This window comes from Streptomyces sp. NBC_01341, assembly GCF_035946055.1.
In the GTDB taxonomy this organism is placed as follows: Bacteria; Actinomycetota; Actinomycetes; order Streptomycetales; family Streptomycetaceae; genus Streptomyces.
On record NZ_CP108364.1, the window covers coordinates 2246713 to 2263458 of the forward strand.

Here is a 16746-nt window from a genome sequence, read left to right on the forward strand (position 1 = left end):
TTTTTGTGGGGTTTTGAGAGGTCCCGGTGCAACAAAAAACCCCCCGTGCCGTGAGGCAAGCGAGGGGAGCGCGCCGGTGCGGTCCGCAGGGTTTCCATGAGTGACCCGGCTTCAGCCGACGCGCTTTCCAAGTACGAGAATTCGGGTGCGCATGGCATTGACCCTCTCTCCGGCACGCATTCGGTGTCAAGTGGGTGGGACGGGCGTCTCATTATGTGAGCGGGTCTGGAGCGGAATCGAGCCGCCCGCGAGCACCGGCCGAGCGGCCGGCCCGGGGCCGGGGACGGGGTACTTCCCGCGGATCAGCGTCCGCCGCAGGCGGTATTCGTCCAGTGGTCCGGCGAAGGCCATGCCCTGGCCGTGCGTGCACCCCATGGCGCGCAGCGCCCGCACCTGCTCGGGCACGTCCACCCCGTCGGCCACGGACTGCATGCCGAGGTCGCAGGCGATGCGCAGGAGCCCACTGGTGATCTTGTGGAGCCTCGCCGACTCGGCCACCCCCTCCACCAGGCAGCGGTCCAGCTTCAGTACGTCGACCGGAAGGCGCCGCAGGGCGTTGACGGCGGCGTACCCGCTGCCGAAGCCGTCGAGCGCGATCCGTACGCCGAGGCGGCGCAGGGACACCAGTCGCTGCTCCAGCTCGTCGAAGGAGATCCGGGGGTCGCTGTCGGCCACCTCGATCATCAGGGCGCCGGAGGGGAGCCCGTGCCGTGTCAGGAGCGCCTCGACCGACCCCGGAGGCAAGGTCCGGTCCAGCAGCCTGGCGGCCGGGACCCGCACGCAGACGGAGACGGCGTGCCCGGCACCGGCCCGGTCGGCGGCCTGCTCGACGGCCTCCTCCAGGAGCCAGGTGCTGAGCTCGGCGGCGCGCTCGCCGTCCTCGGGCACCCTGAGGAACTCCGCGGGGGTGAAGAGGATGCCCTGGGAGGACCGCCACCGCGCCTGGGCGGCGACCGCCGCGACCGTCCCCGTGGCCAGGTGGACGACCGGCTGGTGCAGCAGGGCGAACTCGCCGTCGCGCAGGGCGGTGCGCGTGCGCGCGGCCAGCTCCGACCGGCGCACGACGTCGGCCTGCATCTGCGGGGCGTACAGCTCGACCCGGTCCTTGCCGCCCGCCTTCGCCCGGTACATGGCGAGGTCGGCGTTGCGCATGAGGTCCTTGGGCGTGATGGAGGGCTCGGCGAAGGCGACTCCGATGGAGGCGGCGACCCTGACGTCCCCGGTACCGATCCGGTACGGCTGGGAGAGCCGCAGGCGCAGACGCTCGGCGATCTCGTGGACCTGGCACTCCCTGGCGGCCTGGTCGCGGGTGCCGTCACCGACGATGAGGGCGGCGAACTCGTCGCCGCCCAGACGCGCCGCCGTGTCGGAGGTGCGTACGGACTCCTGGAGCCGGCGGGCCGCCTGGACCAGCAGTTCGTCGCCCGCCTGGTGGCCGATGGAGTCGTTGACGGCCTTGAAGCCGTCGAGGTCGATGAAGAGCACCGCCGTGCCGGGATCGCCGGCTCTCCGGCCCCCGAGCGCCCGGCCGACCCGGGCGGTGAAGAGGGACCGGTTGGGCAGATCGGTGAGAGGGTCGTGCTCGGCGTTGTGCTGCAACTGCGCCTGCAGCCTGACCCGCTCGGTGACGTCCCGGCTGTTGAGCAGCAGGCCGCCCTCATGCCGGTTGACGGTCGACTCGACGTGCAGCCAGTCCCCCGTGCCCGACCGGAAGCGGCACTCGATACGGGTGGTGCGCGCGTCGCGCGACGGGGCGGCGAGGAAGCGCCGCAGCTCGTGGACCACTCCCCCGAGGTCGTCGGGGTGGATGATCGACGCCAGTTCCGCGCCGACGAGGTCCTCGGCGTCGCGCCGGTACACCCCGGCCGCGGCGGGGCTGACGTAGCGCAGCACACCGCTCGGCTCGGCGATCATGATGACGTCGCTGGAGCCCTGCACCAGGGAACGGAAGTAGTTCTCCTTCTGGGCCAGTTCATGGGTGAGGGCGATGTTGTCGAGGAGCATGATGGCCTGTCGCAGCACCAGGGCGAGCACCACGGTGCAGCCGGTGAGGACCACGACACGGTCGACCCGGCGCCCCTCGACCACGTTGTACAGGATGCCGAGGGTGCACACCGCCGCGGCGAGGTACGGCGTGAGCGCGGCCAGCGAACCGGCGATGGGACGGCTCACGGCCCGCGGCTCCGGGACGGGGTCGACAGCGTTGTCCTCGTCGTGGCGACGGGCCCCCCAGGGCGCGTAGGCGAGGAGCAGGGATCCGGCGAACCACCCGGCGTCCAGGAGCTGTCCGGAGTGGTACGCCGAGCGCAGCAGCGGGGCCGTGAACAGTGCGTCGCACACCACGGTCAGTGCGAGGCCCGCGATGGCCGTGTTCACCGCGGAGCGGTTCACGTTGACCCGCCGGAAGTGCAGCGCGAGGACCATGGACACCAGCACGATGTCGAGCAGGGGATAGGCGAGCGAGAGTGCCGCCCTCGCGACGCTCTCACCCGCCGCGTTGACGGCGTGGGCGGTGTGGGCGAGCGCGAGGCTCCAGGAGAGCGTCAGGAGGGACCCCCCGATCAGCCAGGCGTCCAGCACCAGACAGACCCAGCCCGCCCTGGTGACCGGCCGCTTGGCGAGGACGAGAAGGCCGACGATGGCGGGCGGCGCGAAGCAGAGGAAGAAGAGATCGGCGAGCGAGGGGGACGGCACCGGGCGCCCCAGCACCACCTCGTACCACCCCCAGACCGCGTTCCCGCCGGCGGCCATCGCGGAGGAGAGGGAGAAGAGGAGCCAGGCCGGCCGGAATCGGATGTCACCGGCGCGGGCGTAGAGGAAACACGAGACGGCTGCGACAAGCGCCGCGACACTGAGCCCGAAGTCGCCCATGACGAGGGCGAGTCGGGGCGATCCCCAGCCTACGGCGGCTCCCACTCCGTACCCGGCGCAGAGGGCGGCGAGGGCGAGCTGGGCGCGCAGCCCTGTGGTGCGGTCGGCGGCGGGCTGCCGGGAGAGCAGGGCACCGAGGGCGCTCACCGGGGAACTCCGCGCGCGGGCCCGGGCACCCTCGGTGCCGGCCGTTCTCGTCGGCCCCGCAGCGTCGGATCGTCTCTCCACTGGCCGCACATCGCCCGTCGCCCCCTCGCGTTCGGCTCACCCCCGGCGCCGTCCCTTCCACGGCGCAGCCCTGTTGTGGACGATACACCAGAGTCGTCACTCAGGGACATAGCTTCTCTACTCTCCGTGACCACCTGGGGTGTTGTGGGAACCCGGTGCGGTCGGGCCCCGTCCGTCGCCCGGTCAGCCGGTCGTTCGCACGACGTTGGCGACCGGCTCCCCGGCCGCGTACCGGGTGAGCTGTCCGGCCAGCAGTCGCTTCGCGCGGGGCAGGAACGCGGAGGTGCTGCCGCCCACATGAGGAGTGAGCAACGTGTGGGGAGCATGCCAGAGGGGGTGGCCGGCGGGCAGGGGTTCGGGGTCGGTGACGTCGAGTGCGGCACGCAGGCGCCCGGACTCGAGTTCGGACAGCAGGGCGGCGGTGTCGACGACTCCGCCCCTGGCGACGTTCACGAGCAGCGCGCCGTCACGCATCGAGGCGAGGAACTCGCGTCCCACCAGCCCTTGTGTGGAAGGGTTCAGCGGGGTGGACAGAATCACGACATCGGCCTCGGGCAGCAGCGCGGGAAGGTCCTCGATCGCGTGTACGGGGCCGCGCCCGGTGGTCCGTGCGGAGCGTGCGACGCGCACCACCCGCGCACACTCGAAGGGTTCGAGCCGGTCCTCGATGGCCGCGCCGATCGATCCGTAACCCACCACGAGTACGGACTTGTCGGCGAGCGCCGGGTAGAAGCCCGACCTCCACTCCTCCCCGTCCTGGCCGCGCACGAAGCCGGGGAGTCCGCGGAGCGAGGCGAGGACCAGGGCAAGGGCCAGCTCGGCGGTCGACGCCTCGTGCACGCCCTTGGCGTTGCACAGCCGCACCCCGGAGGGCAGCAGCCCGAGCCCGGGCTCGACGTGGTCGATGCCCGCCGAGAGGGTCTGGACGACCCTGACCCGGCCCATCGACCCGAGCGGGCGGACCGCGACCTCCGGGCCCTTCATGTAGGGGACGACGTAGAAGGCGCAGTCGGAGGGGTCCGCCGGATAGTCCGGACCGCCGTCCCAGAAGCGGTAGTCGAGGCCCTCGGGGAGTCCGTCGATCTCAGGGGCGGCGAAGGGCAGCCATACGTCGTTGGCGGTTGCGGAAGTCATGATCAGGAGGCTATGCGAAGGCGTCGTCACGGCAGAGGTTACTTTGGGGTGCTGGTGGTTCCATGATCGCGCAGCCCGGGGCCTTTCGATTGGATCAGGCTGGATCAGGAGCCGGGGCACGCGAGCCCAGCATGATCCGAACGAGAAGCCCTAGGGAGGGTTCGGGGAGTTGGAGCGCAGGACTATCGGTGCGGCAGCCTTGTCCGTGGGCGCGGTCGGGCTGGGCTGTATGCCGATGAGCTGGGCCTACAGCACGTCGCAGCAGCGTGGTGACCGTTCGGTGCGGACGGTGCTCGCGGCACTGGACGCGGGCGTCCAACTGTTCGACACCGCCGACATGTACGGCCCCTTCACCAACGAACTGCTGCTCGGGAGGGCGCTCAAGGGCCGCAGGTCCGAGGCGTTCCTCTCCACCAAGTGCGGGCTGCTCGTGGGGGACCAGCACGTCGTGGCCAACGGCCGTCCGGGGTACGTGCGCCGGGCCTGCGACGCCTCGCTCCGGCGGCTGCAGACCGACGTGATCGATCTCTACCAGCTGCACAGGGCGGATCCCGAGGTGCCGGTGGAGGAGACCTGGGGTGCGATGGCGGATCTGGTCACCGCGGGCAAGGTGCGGTCGCTCGGACTGTGCGCCGTGGGGGCCAGGGCCGGCCGGAGGCCCGGTGCGCGGATGCACGACGGAACGATCCGGCAGCTGGAGCGCGTACAGCAGGTCTTTCCCGTCAGCGCCGTCCAGGCCGAGGTCTCGGTCTGGTCGCCGCAGGCGCTGGACGACCTGCTGCCGTGGTGTGCGGCGCGGGGCGTGGGCGTGCTGGCCGCGATGCCGCTGGGCAGCGGTTATCTGACGGGAACGCTCAAGCCGGGCCACGGCTTCGAGCCGGACGACCCGCGAGCCAGGCACCCCCGGTTCACCTCGGAGATGATGGCGGCAAACCAGCCCGTCGTGGTGGGGCTGCGCCGGATCGCGGAAAGGCACGGCGCCACCCCCGCGCAGGTGGCGCTGGCCTGGGTCCTGCGGCAGGGTCGCCACGTGGTGCCCGTGCCGGGAGCGAAGCGTGAGGAGTGGGTGGTGGAGAACGCGGCGGCGGCCGAACTGACGCTCACGGACGGGGACCTCCAGGAGATCGCCGGGCTGCCGCGGGCACGCGGGTCGTGGGACTGAGTCGTGGGACCGGTCCGGGGCGGGACAATCGGCGGAGACCGGGAACCTCCCCGTGCGGAGCGGTGTAAGAACAGTGGTCGTGCGACCGTCGAAAGGATCGGTGCTGTGCTGAGTCCCGTGCTGCGCAAGGGGGTGGTGGCCGTGCTCGCCCCGGCGTCCATCCTGCTGTCCGCCTGCTCGTCCGCCGACGGCCCGGCGGCCGGTGCGGGCGCCCCCTCCTCGTCCGCGACGGGCACCGCGACCGCTCCCCCGGCCACGAAGAGCCCCTCACCCGCCCTGCCGCCCGCCAAGGGCTCGGTCGAGGTGGTGAAGACGTTCACCACCGGCCTCGCGTCCCCCTGGGGCCTGGCCACGCTGCCGGGCGGAGACCTTCTGGTGGCTTCGCGCGACGACGCCACGATCACGCGGATCGACGGGGACAGCGGCAGAAAGACCCTGCTGGGTTCGGTGCCGGGGGTCGCCCCGTCGGGTGAGGGAGGACTCCTCGGCCTCGCCGTCGCCCCCACCTTCGGCGCGGACCACCTGATCTACGCCTACTTCACCACCGAGTCGGACAACCGCATCGCCCGCATGCAGTACGACGAGAGGAAACCTCCGGGCCGGCAGCTGGGAGCGCCGGACACCATCCTGCGGGGCATCCCGAAGGGCTCCATCCACAACGGCGGACGGATCGCGTTCGGCCCGGACCGCATGCTGTACGCGGGCACGGGCGAGACGGGCGACACGGGTCTCGCCCAGGACAAGGCCTCGCTCGCCGGGAAGATCCTGCGGATGACCCCGGACGGCGAGCCGGTGCACGGCAACCCCGAGGGCGATTCGGTGGTGTATTCGTACGGCCACCGCAATGTGCAGGGGCTCGCCTGGGACAGCAGGAAGCAGCTCTGGGCTGCGGAATTCGGCCAGAACACCTGGGACGAGCTGAATCGGATCGAGCCGGGCAGGAACTACGGCTGGCCGGAGGTGGAGGGCAGGAAGGGAGAGGCGGGGTTCGTGGACCCGGTGGCCCAGTGGAAGACGTCCGAGGCTTCCCCGAGCGGCATCGCCTATGCCGAGGGGTCGATCTGGATGGCGGGGCTGCGCGGCGAGCGGCTCTGGCGGATCCCCCTGTCCGGCAAGCCCGACGAGGAGCCGCTGGCGGCACCCCAGGCGCTTCTCGACGGGAGGTACGGCCGGCTGCGCACGGTCCTCGCCGCGGGCGGCGACACCCTGTGGCTGGTCACGAGCAACACGGACGGCCGCGGGACCCCGAAGCCGGGTGACGACCGGATCCTGCTCCTCAAGGTCCGGTAGCCGCCGGGCCTGGCGGCGCGGGAGGGAGGCTGCCGGTGGTCAGCCGACCGTGTACAGCCGGAAGCGGTGGGCCAGCGCGGCCGCTTCCCCACGGCTGGAGACGCTGAGCTTGGCCAGGATGTTGGAGACGTGCACGCTCGCCGTCTTCGGCGAGATGTACAGCTCCTCCGCGATCCTGCGGTTGGTGTACCCGGCGGCGACCAGCCGGTGCACCTCCTGTTCCCGCGAGGTGAGCCCGAACGACTCGATCGCGTCGACCACCGGAGCCGCTTCCTCCACGCGTACGTTCTCCGCCCGGGCTTCGTCGGCCCCGGGCGCCGCGGCGAGCGCGATCCGGGCCCGGCCGGCCAGCAGCTCGATGTTCTCCACGAGGGGGCGCGCGTCGAGGGCCACGGCCACCGCGTGGGCCTCGCGCAGGAGGAGGGCCGCACGTGCCCTGTCGCCGGAGGCGGTGAGTATCGCCTCCGCCCAGCGGTGACGGATCTGGGCGGACTCGTAAGGGCGCTGGAGCGGCGCGAAGGCCGTAGCGGCCCGGCACCAGTGGTCCGGGGCGTCCGCCCCTTCAGCCCTGGCCAGTTCCGCTTCGATCAGCACGCCGTAGCCCGCCCACACGGGGACGAGCATGGGGAGCCGCTTCAGGTGGCCGCGGATCCGCTCCAGGACGCCCGGCCGTCCCGCGTCGGTGGCCGGCAACCCCCGTGCGTCCGCCTCCACGGTGGCGGCGGCGTACAGCAGCGGGAGGGAGTACCGCTGGGTGCCGGGCGGGAGACCGGCCTCGGACTGCGCCTCGAAGGCGGCGCGCGCGTCGGGAAGCCGGCCCTGCTGTGCCGCGAGGATCATGGCCTGCCGGACCGGGCTGATCAGGTGCTGCGGCTGGGGGTCGTGCAGCCCGATGTGCCGCCGGTTGGCCGCCAGGTGCTCAGCGGCCTCCTCGAAGTCACCGCGGGCCAGGGCCAGATCGGTCCGGTGCGAGGCGACGAGACCGTTGGACTTGCGGGACCGGGCCAGCGGGGCCGCCGCGTCGAGGGCCCTGCGGCACTCCTCCCAGCGTCCCAGCGAGAAGTACGACTGTGCCTGGTTCGCCCTCACCCAGGCCTCGGACTCGGGGAGCCCGTGCCGGTGACAGATGTCTATGCCGTGGTCCGCCGCCTCCACCGATTCGAGGGAACGGCCGGTGGACTCCAGCGAGGAGGGCAGGTTGATGCTGGTGCGGCTCATCACGCCCACCAGGCGCAGTTCCTCGGCCCGTTGCCGGACGGCGTACATCTCGGCGATGCCCTCCTCGACGGCGCCCGCGTCGATGGTGAGCCAGCCGCGGGTGAGCCGGGCGTGGAGTTCGATGTACTCCTCGCCCACCAGCCGGGCGTACTCCACGGCCCGGTCCGCGGCCACCAGCGTCTCGGCTCCGGGCCGGTGCAGGGCGCCCCAGCTGGCGACGGCGGCCAGGACGTCCGCGTGCACGGCGGACGGCTGCAGTCCTCGCACCAGGTCCTGGGCCGTGGCGAGTTCCTGCCATCCGTCGCCCCTGGAGAGCGTCTGCATCAGCAGGGAGCGCTGCACCCAGAACCACGCGGCCCGCAGGGGGTCGGTGTCGCCGTCCAGGATGCGCAGCGCCTTCTTCGCGATGGCCAGGGAGCGCTCGCGGTCGCCGCCGATGCGGGCGGCGACGGTGGCCTCCGCCATCAGGTCGAGGTAGCGCAGCGGGTTCGTGCCCGGTTCGCAGCCGCAGCCGGGGTAGACCTCGGCGTAGTCCAGGGGCCGCAGGGTCGCGCGCACCGACTCCGGGACGTCGTCCCACAGTTCCATGGCCCGTTCCAGCAGGCGCAGTTGTCCGGAGTAGGCGAAGCGCCGTCTGGCGGCGACGGCCGCCTGCAGCACGGCGGGCAGGGCCTTCACCGCGTCGTGTGCGGCGTACCAGTAGCTCGCGAGGCGGGCGGCGCGCTCGTCGGCGCGCACGAGCGACGGGTCGGCCTCCAGCGCTTCGGCGTAGCGGCGGTTGAGGCGGGTGCGTTCGCCGGGCAGCAGGTCGTCGCTGACGGCCTCGCGGACCAGGGAGTGCCGGAAGCGGTAGCCGTCGCTGTCGGGCGCGGGCAGCAGGAGATTGGCGCCGACGGCGGACCGCAGGGCCGCGTCGAGGTCGTCCTCGGTGAGCTGCGCGACGGCGGCGAGGAGGGGGTGTTCCACCGTGGAGCCGCCTTCGGCGACGATCCGGGCGATCCGCTGGGCGTTCTCGGGCAGTGCCTCCACGCGTACGAGAAGGAGGTCCCGGAGCGAGTCGGAGAGCCCGGAACTGTCTCCGCAGCATTCGATGCTGCGGGCGAGCTCCTCGACGAAGAAGGCGTTGCCGTCGGAGCGCTCGAAGATGTCGTCGACGAGTTCGGCGTCCGGGACGGTCGCGAGGATCCCGGTGAGCTGCCGTCCCACCTCGGCACGGCTGAACCGGTCGAGTTCGATGCGCCGGACCGTGCGGAGCCTGTCGAGTTCGGCGAGCAGCGGCCGCAGGGGATGGCGCCGGTGGACGTCGTCGGCGCGGTAGGTCCCGATCACGACCAGCCTGCCGCTGCGCAGGGTGCGGAAGAGGTAGGCGAGGAGATGGCGGGTGGAGGCGTCGGCCCAGTGCAGGTCCTCCAGGACGAGCACGACCGTGCACGCTGCGGAGAGGCGCTCCAGCAGCCGGGCCGCGAGCTCGAAGAGCCGCGCGGTGCCGTGCTCGTCGTCCGGCGCCCGGTCGGCCTCGCCCAGTTCGGGCAGCAGCCGGGCGAGTTCGCCCTCCTGTCCCGCCAGGGCCGCGGTCAGCTCGTCGGGCAGCGCTCGGCGCAGGGCGCGGAGGGCTGTGGAGACCGGTGCGTACGGCAGACCGTCGGCCCCGATCTCCACACATCCGCCGACTGCCACGACGGACTGGCGGCGGCGGGCCGCCGCGAGGAACTCCTCGACCAGCCGTGTCTTGCCCACCCCGGCCTCGCCGCCGACGAGGAGCGCCTGCGGCTCGCCGGCACCGGCTCGGGTCAGCGCGTCGGTGAGCGCGGCGAGTTCACCGGTTCGGCCGACGAAGACGGGGCTGACGGTGTTGGTCTCCACGTCGCCGAGCATCGCATACGCGTGCGACTTCGCGAGAGGGGTTTTCGGCCGGGCCTCCACCGCTACGCAGCGCGGCCGAACCGGCCCCGCTCGCCTCCCACCCGCCCTTCGGCTTCGTCCCGTCCGGCACGGCGGGCCGAGCGTCGGGCTGCGCGGCGGGCGAGGACGGCCTGGCGGACGGTGCGCTGCTCCTCGGCCCGGTGGAGCAGTTCACCGACGGCGAGCTGGTGAAGTTCGTAGTGGTACATGGTCGTCTCCCTGACGCGGAACGAGGGTGGTGCCACGGCCTTTTGCCGTGGCACCACCCTCGTCCTGCAGGGGGCCTCACCACATCGGGCGAGTTCCGTATCTCTGCGGGCGGGGGGCCTTAGGTGTCCTGTCGGACGTCCTGACTGCGGGACCGCCGGTTGAGCCAAGTCTGAGTCGTCCTGAGGAGGAAGCGCGGTCCCGCACACCTTCTCCGTCAACTGTTCTTGCCGATAAGGCCGTTGGCTGCGGGGCTGGTCCCTGGACTCCGGGACCCGCCGGACGGGCCACTGGTTCCGAGGGCTCAGCCGCCGGCCGCGGACGGCAGGGCCACGAAGAGGTCGACGTACATGCCCACGGAGATCAGCACGCCCAGTACGCCGAGTGCCACGCCCGCCCACGCCACGGAACGGATCCAGCCCGGCCGGGGAAGGAGAGACGGTGCCCCGAAGGCGGGGCGGACCAGGACGAACACGCCGACGAGCAGGGCGAGGATCGCGAACACGCCGTTGACGAGTGCCGTGCTGTGCCAGGCATCGCCGTAGATCTCGTTGATCTGCTGTGCGGCGCTGCCACCGCCGGTGGTCTTGATCTGACCGATCAGGGTCTCGCGCTCGGCGGCGACCCGGCCGGTCCACGCTCCGGAGAGGGAGACGATTCCCAGCCCGGCGGCCACGACGGCGGCGGCGCCGGAACCCGTCCCGGCGGACGCGGTGGCCTCCGCCTCGGCGTACGGGTCGGGCTCCAGCTCGTTCTCCAGGCCGTCCTCCGCCGCGGCGTCCGTGGCGGCCACGTCCATCGCGGTCACGTCCGACGCGGTCACGCCGGGCGCGACGCCCTCCGGCACGGCGTCCTCCGCGGGACCGGCCTTCTTCGCCAGGTCCGGTGCGGCGGCGGTGTCGCCCGCCGCCTTCTTCTCGGTGTCGTCGGTGGTCGTGGTGGAGGGGGTGGTGTTCATGCGCCGCACGCTAGGGGTCCCGTCTGAGAGCCTCCTTAACGCGGCCGTCAGCCCTCAGCCCTCAGCCCTCAGCCCTCAGTCCTGAGTCCTGAGTCCTCAGCCGGACACGCTCGGCCGGCCGTTCTCGATGTGGCCCATCAGGCGCCGCCGGAAGGCCCCCTCCGCGTCGGCCGTCACATCGAGGTCGTACCAGCCGTGGGAATCGGCCGCCGAGTGCACGACCGTGCGGCTACGGCCCGGCTTGACCTCGACCCTCCGGGTCCAGTCCAGCAGGTCGTCCTCCTCGACGTACGCCAGCGGCCTGACGATGAAGGTCAGTGTCCGGCGGCCGGTGTTGCGCAGGGTGAGGTGCAGGTCACGCTCCTCGGCGTCGATCCGCGTGGCGAGTTCGGCGGGGCTGTCCGCGGCGCCCTCGAACTCCCGCCGGAAGCCGTTCGGTCCGGTGACCGTGAACCGGTACCGCTCGCCGTCGAGGGGCACGGTCAGTTCCGCCCTCCTCCTGACGTCGCGGTGTTGCGGGACGGGGAACTCCCCCGCGTACGGGTACAGCGCGAAGTGCGCGGACGACCTTCCGGTGTTGCTCAGGGACAGCCGCAGCCGGTGGCCGTCCATCAGCACCGCCTGCGCGTCGGGCTGGTAGGGCAGCGGCCTGGCGGGGCGGACACCGGGCTCCTGGACGGGCATGCGCTGGTCGGCGGGAGGCCTCGGCTGCCACCGCCCGCCGAAGGGCGGGACCGCGCCCGGGTGTGCGATCTCCGGCCGGCGCTGCGTCCGGCGGAAGTCGAAGACCGAGGTGAGGTCGCCGGTGACCGAACGGCGCCAGTCGCCGATGTTCGGCTCCTCCACGCCCGTCCAGCGCTCCAGGAGGCGGACCACCGACGTGTGGTCGAAGACCTCGGAGCAGACGTAACCGCCGACCGTCCACGGCGAGACCACCAGGAGTGGGACCCGCACACCGAGCCCGGTGGGCTTGCCCTCCCAGTGTTCCTCGGAGACCTCCACGGGAGGGACCGGCGGCGGCACGTGGTCGAAGAAGCCGTCGTTCTCGTCGTAGTTGATGATGACGGCGGTGTGCCGCCACACGTCCGGATGCCTGCCGAGCGCGTCGAGGATCTTGTAGACGATCGTCGCGCTGTGGACCGGGGACGACACGCTCGGATGCTCGGAGTCCACCGCGGACGGCACGAGGTAGGACACCGCGGGCAGTGTGCCGGCGGCGACGTCGGCGGCGAAGGCGTCGGCCAGCGTCCCCGTCTCCACCCGGCGCAGACCGCGTTCGAAGAGGCTGCGCTCCGGGCGGGTCAGCATGGCGACGCCGTCCTCCAGCAGTCCGAGCAGCCGGTCCCGCTCCGGCCCCGCTCCGGCATCCCGGACCGCCGCGTAGAAGGACTCCATGTAGGTGTGCCCGCCGGTCCGGACCAGGGCCTTGCGGGCCAGCGCCTTGAAGGTGCTGAAGAACTCGATCTGGTTGTCGGTGAAGTTCTCCCACTCGGTGTACGTACGCCAGCTGCGCCCGGCCTTCTCCAGCCGCTCCGCGTACGTGCCCCAGCCGTAGCCGGGGTGCGTGCCCTCGTCGTACGCGTCGTTGCCGACCGCCCGGGCGCCGTCCGCCTCGAAGCCCGTCTTCCCGCTCCAGAGGTGGTTGCGGTTGGGGCTCGTCGAGGTGTGGACGGAGGAGTGGTAGGCGTCGCAGACCGTGAAGGTGTCGGCCAGTTCGTAGTGCAGCGGGATGTCCCGGCGGTCGTAGTACGCCATGGTCGCGGCGGTCTTCGCGGTCACCCAGCCGTTCATCCACCCGTCGGCCCATGCCTTGCCGCCACCGCTCCAGGAATGGTCGAGGGCACCGATGTACTGGAGGTCCTGCTTCTGCGCGGCAGCCGCCTCGCGCACCGGGAAGGGCAGCACCGCGGTCCCGGCCGGTCCCGGCTGTTCGAAGACGGGCCTGCCCGAGGGAAGCTCGATCGTGTTGCGGTCGCCGAAACCGCGCACCCCGCGGAGCATGCCGAAGTAGTGGTCGAACGAACGGTTCTCCTGCATCAGGATCACCACGTGCCTGATGTCCCCGAGCCCACCGGATCCCGATGCCTGCTGCGGCTGCGCGGCCATGGCGGCCTGGAGCGACGGAGGCAGCAGCGAGCCGGCGGCCGCGGCCCCGAGAGCGCCGCCGCCCAGTGTGAAGAGCCGTCGCCGTGAAAAGTCCGTAGCCATGTGAGCCTCCCGAGAACCAGTGGTACGCCAGGAAGGTAGACAAGCGAGGTGGCGGCCGGAAGGCGTGCGTACGGCCCGGTGGTGAATGTCCGGCAGGCGCCTCGCTGCGCCGTCCCGCCACCCTTCGGGCGATCCGTGCGCGCGGGCGGCCCGCGCTCGGTCCCGGCCGCCGGGTCCCCGTGCCGGAGTTTCCGTCCCGGCGGTCGGATCCCCGTGCCGGAGTCGCGCCGGAACGGCCGGACACGCCGCAGGGGCGGAGCATCCGGTGGATGCTCCGCCCCTGCGTCCGTGTGCCCGGGTCAGCCCTCGACGCCGAGCTTCTCCAGGATCAGCTCACGCACACGCGCGGCGTCGGCCTGGCCACGGGTGGCCTTCATGACCGCGCCGACCAGGGCGCCGGCGGCGGCGACCTTGCCGCCGCGGATCTTGTCGGCGATCGCCGCGTTGCCCGCGATGGCCTCGTCGACCGCCGTGCCCAGCGCCCCCTCGTCCGAGACGACCTTCAGGCCGCGCTTCTCGACGACGGTGTCCGGGTCGCCCTCGCCCGCGAGGACACCCTCGAGGACCTGGCGCGCCAGCTTGTCGTTGAGGTCACCGGATGCGACGAGCTCGGCCACCCGGGCGACCTGCGCCGGGGTGACCGGCAGCTCGTCCAGGCTGCGGCCGGTCTCGTTGGCGTTACGGGCGAGCTCGCCCATCCACCACTTGCGGGCCTGGTCGGACGGTGCGCCCGCCTCGGTCGTGGCGACGATCAGATCGACCGCGCCCGCGTTGAGGATGGACTGCATGTCGTGCTCGTTGACGCCCCACTCGTCCTTCAGCCGCTTGCGGCGGAGCCGCGGCAGCTCGGGGAGCCCCTTGCGGAGCTCCTCGACCCAGTCACGGGACGGGGCGACCGGCACCAGGTCCGGCTCGGGGAAGTAGCGGTAGTCCTCGGCGTTGTCCTTGATGCGGCCGGCCGTGGTGGAGCCGTCCTCCTCGTGGAAGTGCCGGGTCTCCTGCACGATCGTCCCGCCGGAGTTCAGCACCGCGGCGTGGCGCTGGATCTCGAAGCGGGCGGCGCGCTCGACGGAACGCAGCGAGTTGACGTTCTTCGTCTCGGAGCGGGTACCGAACGCCTCTCGGCCGTGCGGGCGCAGCGACAGGTTGACGTCGCAGCGCATCTGGCCCATCTCCATCCGGGCCTCCGAGACGCCGAGCGCCTTGATGAGCTCGCGGAGCTCGGCGACGTACGCCTTGGCGACCTCGGGGGCGCGTGCGCCCGCTCCCTCGATCGGCTTGGTGACGATCTCGATGAGGGGGATGCCCGCACGGTTGTAGTCGAGCAGCGAGTGGGAGGCGCCGTGGATGCGGCCGGTGGCACCGCCGACGTGCGTCGACTTGCCGGTGTCCTCCTCCATGTGGGCGCGCTCGATCTGCACGCGGAAGATCTCGCCGTCCTCCAGCTGGACGTCCAGATAGCCGTTGAAGGCGATCGGCTCGTCGTACTGGGAGGTCTGGAAGTTCTTCGGCATGTCCGGATAGAAGTAGTTCTTCCGGGCGAAGCGGCACCACTCGGCGATCTCGCAGTTCAGCGCGAGCCCGATCTTGATGGCGGACTCGACGCCGATCTCGTTGACGACCGGGAGCGCGCCCGGCAGCCCGAGGCAGACGGGGCAGGTCTGCGAGTTGGCGTCCTGCTTGAGCTCGGTGGAGCAGCCGCAGAACATCTTGGTCTTGGTGCCCAGCTCGACATGGACCTCGAGGCCCATGACGGGGTCGTACGTCGCGAGGGCGTCCTCGTACGACTCCAGGTCAATGACAGTCACGGTGAAACTTTCCCTCTCAGCCCAGCAGGACGTCGTCGTCGCCGAGACGCTTGAGTTCGCGGTAGAGGATCGCCAGGCCGGTGACGATCGCGGCGGCCGAGACGGCGGCGTCGATCAGCCGGAGGGTGTCGCTCTCCTGTCGGGCGAGCTTGGCCTGCTTCGCGACGCTCAGCGCGCCGAAGGCGGTGGTGCCGAGCGACAGGTACACGCCGGACTTGGACTTCTTGAAGTTCTTGGCCTTCTTGGTCATTGCACTCACAGTGACGGAGCCTCCTCAAGCAGCGGGTGACCCCACTTTTCCACGAAGGCGGCCTCGACGGCGGCTCCGACCTTGTACAGCCGGTCGTCCTTCATGGCGGGGGCGATGATCTGCAGCCCGACCGGCAGCCCGTCCTCCGGGGCCAGGCCGCAGGGAAGCGACATGGCGGAATTGCCGGCGAGGTTGGTCGGAATGGTGCACAGGTCCGCGAGGTACATCGCCATCGGGTCGTCGGCGCGCTCGCCGATCGGGAAGGCGGTGGTGGGCGTCGTCGGGGAGACGATGACGTCGACCTGCTCGAACGCCTTCTCGAAGTCCTGGGTGATGAGGGTGCGGACCTTCTGGGCCGAGCCGTAGTACGCGTCGTAGTAGCCGGAGCTGAGCGCGTACGTACCGAGGATGATGCGGCGCTTGACCTCGTCGCCGAAGCCGGCCTCGCGGGTGAGCGCGGTGACCTCCTCGGCGGAGCGCGTGCCGTCGTCGCCGACCCGCAGGCCGTAGCGCATGGCGTCGAAGCGGGCGAGGTTCGAGGAGCACTCGGACGGCGCGATCAGGTAGTACGCCGAGAGCGCCAGGTCGAACGACGGGCAGTCGAGCTCGACGACCGTGGCACCGAGGGACTTCAGCAGCTCGACCGACTCGTTGAACCGCTGGACGACACCGGCCTGGTAGCCCTCGCCCGAGAACTGCTTGACGACGCCGACGCGCATGCCCTGTACGGAGCCGTTGCGCGCGGCCTCGACGACCGGCGGGACCGGCGCGTCGATGGAGGTCGAGTCGAGCGGGTCGTGTCCGCCGATGACCTCGTGCAGGAGCGCCGCGTCCAGGACCGTACGGGCGCAGGGCCCGCCCTGGTCGAGGGAGGACGAGAAGGCGACCATGCCGTAGCGGGAGACGCCCCCGTAGGTGGGCTTGACGCCGACGGTGCCGGTGACTGCGGCGGGCTGGCGGATGGAACCGCCGGTGTCCGTGCCGATGGCGAGCGGCGCCTCGAAGGAGGCCAGCGCGGCGGAGGAACCGCCGCCGGAACCGCCCGGGATGCGGGTGAGGTCCCACGGGTTCCCGGTCGGGCCGTAGGCGCTGTTCTCGGTGGAGGACCCCATGGCGAACTCGTCCATGTTGGTCTTGCCGAGGATGACGACGTCGGCCGCCTTCAGCTTCCTGGTGAGGGTCGCGTCGTACGGCGGGACCCAGCCCTCGAGGATCTTCGAACCGACGGTGGTCGGCATGTCCTTCGTGGTGAAGATGTCCTTGAGCGCGAGCGGGACGCCGGCCAGCGGGCCGAGCTTCTCGCCCGCCTCACGCTTGGCGTCGACGGCGCGGGCCTGCGCGAGCGCGCCCTCACGGTCGACGTGCAGGAAGGCGTGGACCTTCTCGTCGATGGCGTCGATCCGGGCCAGGTGGGCCTCGGTGACCTCGACGGCCGTCAGCTCGCCGGAGGCGATCCTCGCGGCGATCTCGGCCGCGGTGAGCTTGATGATGGTGCTGATGTCCGTCATGG

11 protein-coding genes are annotated in these 16746 nt (G+C 71.7%); 2 read left to right on the forward strand and 9 right to left on the reverse strand.

What is annotated here, in order from left to right; translation table 11 throughout:
* Positions 1-186 precede the first annotated feature (186 nt).
* Together OG206_RS09540 and OG206_RS09545 are read right to left on the reverse strand one after the other, a co-directional pair.
* Positions 187-3018: a putative bifunctional diguanylate cyclase/phosphodiesterase gene (locus OG206_RS09540; RefSeq protein ID WP_327114258.1), complete on the reverse strand. Its 2832-nt coding sequence runs from the start codon at positions 3016-3018 to the stop codon at positions 187-189.
* Positions 3019-3282: 264 nt separating this feature from the next.
* Positions 3283-4233 carry a 2-hydroxyacid dehydrogenase gene (locus OG206_RS09545; protein ID WP_327114260.1) on the reverse strand — a complete coding sequence of 317 codons (951 nt, stop codon included), beginning with the start codon at positions 4231-4233 and terminating at the stop codon, positions 3283-3285.
* Positions 4234-4402: 169 nt separating this feature from the next.
* On the opposite strand from OG206_RS09545, the gene OG206_RS09550 reads away from it, so the two are divergent.
* Both OG206_RS09550 and OG206_RS09555 read left to right on the forward strand, forming a co-directional pair.
* Positions 4403-5395, forward strand: a complete 993-nt coding sequence (locus tag OG206_RS09550; protein ID WP_327114262.1) for an aldo/keto reductase — start codon at positions 4403-4405, stop codon at positions 5393-5395.
* 105 nt (positions 5396-5500) lie between these two features.
* The gene (locus OG206_RS09555; protein WP_327114264.1) at positions 5501-6685 is read left to right on the forward strand and encodes a PQQ-dependent sugar dehydrogenase; all 1185 of its coding nucleotides are present in this window, start codon (positions 5501-5503) and stop codon (positions 6683-6685) included.
* 39 nt (positions 6686-6724) lie between these two features.
* Here OG206_RS09555 and OG206_RS09560 read toward each other — a convergent pair whose 3' ends face one another.
* The 7 genes from OG206_RS09560 to gatA form a co-directional block, all read right to left on the reverse strand.
* A complete protein-coding gene (locus OG206_RS09560; RefSeq protein WP_327114266.1) occupies positions 6725-9778 on the reverse strand; it encodes a helix-turn-helix transcriptional regulator in 3054 nt (1017 codons plus the stop codon).
* Positions 9779-9828: 50 nt separating this feature from the next.
* A complete protein-coding gene (locus tag OG206_RS09565) occupies positions 9829-10014 on the reverse strand; it encodes a hypothetical protein (protein WP_327114268.1) in 186 nt (61 codons plus the stop codon).
* A gap of 302 nt (positions 10015-10316) precedes the next feature.
* The gene (locus tag OG206_RS09570; RefSeq protein ID WP_442805829.1) at positions 10317-10970 is read right to left on the reverse strand and encodes a hypothetical protein; all 654 of its coding nucleotides are present in this window, start codon (positions 10968-10970) and stop codon (positions 10317-10319) included.
* A gap of 96 nt (positions 10971-11066) precedes the next feature.
* Positions 11067-13178, reverse strand: coding sequence for a phosphocholine-specific phospholipase C (locus tag OG206_RS09575; RefSeq protein ID WP_327114272.1), 2112 nt, complete (start codon positions 13176-13178; stop codon positions 11067-11069).
* A gap of 299 nt (positions 13179-13477) precedes the next feature.
* Positions 13478-14986, reverse strand: a complete 1509-nt coding sequence (gatB, locus tag OG206_RS09580; RefSeq protein ID WP_327114274.1) for an Asp-tRNA(Asn)/Glu-tRNA(Gln) amidotransferase subunit GatB — start codon at positions 14984-14986, stop codon at positions 13478-13480.
* 16 nt (positions 14987-15002) lie between these two features.
* Complete coding sequence (locus OG206_RS09585; protein WP_327122222.1) at positions 15003-15236, reverse strand: hypothetical protein; 234 nt, start codon at positions 15234-15236, stop codon at positions 15003-15005.
* A gap of 5 nt (positions 15237-15241) precedes the next feature.
* Positions 15242-16744, reverse strand: a complete 1503-nt coding sequence (gene gatA, locus OG206_RS09590; protein WP_327114276.1) for an Asp-tRNA(Asn)/Glu-tRNA(Gln) amidotransferase subunit GatA — start codon at positions 16742-16744, stop codon at positions 15242-15244.
* Between the last annotated feature and the right edge of the window lie 2 nt (positions 16745-16746).